Here is a 2,223-nt window from a genome sequence, read left to right as displayed (position 1 = left end):
CACTGAGACTGGTGGGGCGGACAGCCCAGACACCGCAGGAACTGCTCGTCGATTTCGTCGCCACGCGCCATCTGCTCCTGGTGCTCGACAACTGCGAGCACCTGGTGGACACGATCGCCTCGCTGGCCGAATCGCTGCTGCGTGCCGCGCCACGATTGCACATCCTCGCGACCAGCCGGGAGCCGGTCGGCATCGGTGGGGAGGTGGTGGTCCCGGTGCCACCGCTGTCGGTTCCCGGGGCGGAGGGGTCGCCGAGCTTACGCGCGATGTTGCGGTGTGACGCGATCGCACTGTTCGTCGACCGCGCCCGCTCGGCCGTCCCCGGCTTCGAGCTGACCGAAGACAGCAAGATCACCGTCGCCCGCATATGCCGACGACTCGAGGGCCTGCCGCTGCCCATCGAGTTGACCGCGGCCCGGCTGCGGTCGATGTCACCGGAGCAGATCCTGCAACGGCTCACCGATCGATATCGACTGCTCACCGGTGGCGGTCGCGCGACGCCGACCCGTCAACAGACGCTGCGCCAGTGCGTCGATTGGAGCTACGACCTGCTGACCGACCGTGAGCGAGAGCTGTGGGCGCGGGTGACGGTGTTCGCGGGCGGCTTCGAATTGGATGCCGCAGAGGCGATCTGCGGTGCCGGACTCGATCCCGGCGAGGTACTCGACCTGGTGGGTTCGCTGGTGGACAAGTCGGTCCTGATCCGTGCGAGCCGCGGTGACGGCGGCGTCCGGTACCGGATGCTCGAAACGCTGCGCGAGTACGGCCGGGAACGGTTGCGCGGTAGCGGTGACGAGAAGGAATTGCAGCGCCGCCACCGGGACTGGTTCGAACGCTTGGCGTTGCGGGCGTACACCGAATGGGCGGGGCCGAAGCAGCTGGAATGGATCGATCGGCTGCACCGGGAACAGCCGAATCTGCGTGAGGCGATGGAGTTCTGCCTGGCCGAGCCCGACGAGGCGGAATCGGCCGAACGGATTGCGGTTGCCCTCTACGAGTTCTGGGTCGCGCGGCAGCGGGTCAGCGAGGCCCGATATTGGCTCGGTCGGGTGTTGGAGAGAACGAGCGGGGCCACGTTGGCACACATCGCGGCACTGTGCGCGGACACAGTGCTGGCCGCGATGCAGACAGACATCCAGTCCGGGTCCGAGCGAATCGAACAGGCGCGTTCGTCGGCCGAGGGCAGCGATGACGAGTTGTTGTGCGCGTATGTCGACGGCGCACATGGCTTGCTGTCGTTGTTCTCCGGCGATCTCACCGATGCGAGGACACGGCTCGCGCGGGCAGTGCCGGTGTTCGAGGCGTCCGGTGATGTCTTGCATCAGGTATCGAGCTTGCTCGGCCTCGGCGTCGCGTGCGGTCTGCTGCAGGAAACGGACCTCGCCACGGCGTGCAACGAGCAGGCGCTGGCGCTCGCCACAGCGCACGGCGAGTCGGTCTACCGGTCCTACGCGGTCGCGCAGCTCGCCTTTGCCACGGTCGAGCGCGGTGACCTCGAGCGCGGATCGGTGCTGGTCAAGGAGAGTCTGCGGGTTTCCTGGATGATCGAGGATTGGCCGGGTGTCGCGAGCTGTCTGGCGACCCTGGCCTTTGTCGCGGCTGCACAGCGCCGGGCGCAGCGGGCTGCTGTGCTCGTCGGGGCGGCCATGGCGGTCGGCGAATCCGTGGGCAGCCAGGCGGTCAGTATTCTCGAGATGTTCGGCCACCACACCCAGGCGCAGCAGGACGCCACTCGCGCGCTCGGCCCGCGCGCCTTCGAGGCGGCGATGCGCCAGGGCCACGATCTCGATATCGACGCGGTGCTCGCCTACGCCCTCGAGGAGGATTCGTCCGCGGCGGCGGAGGTTCCTGCCGCGGTGGACGTACTCACCCGCCGCGAGAAGCAGATAGCCGAACTCATCGCGCAGGGCCTGACCAACCGGGCCATCGCGGAGAAGCTCGTTATCTCGCAGCGCACTGCGGCGGGGCATGTCGAGCACATCCTGAGCAAACTGCACTGCGCGACTCGCGCGCAGGTCGCGGCGTGGGTGGTCGCTCACCATCGAGAGTAGGCATCAATGGCGATCCGGTCGGATCGAGTGACCATCGCGGCAACGCGGATCTCGGGTGCGATGGCGCGAGGACCGGCGACATGGTCTGCCGGGTGATGGTGTCGTTGTTCGCCGGGTAGCAGGACGACCGGATTCGGGTGGCGGCACGGCCAGTCGTCGCCGATCTGCAACC

General features: G+C 67.8%; 2 protein-coding genes. One reads left to right on the top strand and one right to left on the bottom strand.

What is annotated here, in order from left to right; translation table 11 throughout:
• The coding region (locus ACFWF3_RS32995) for an ATP-binding protein (protein WP_379317818.1) at positions 1–2,051 on the top strand (2,051 nt) is incomplete at its 5' end.
• Here the strand turns inward: ACFWF3_RS32995 and ACFWF3_RS32990 are convergent.
• On the bottom strand, positions 2,036–2,223 hold a 188-nt coding region (locus tag ACFWF3_RS32990), incomplete at its 5' end, for a hypothetical protein (protein ID WP_379317816.1). The genes ACFWF3_RS32995 and ACFWF3_RS32990 overlap by 16 nt on opposite strands.

This window comes from Nocardia sp. NPDC060220, from assembly GCF_042727815.1.
In the GTDB taxonomy this organism is placed as follows: Bacteria; Actinomycetota; Actinomycetes; order Mycobacteriales; family Mycobacteriaceae; genus Nocardia.
This window is presented reverse-complemented; position numbering and strand designations above follow the sequence as displayed.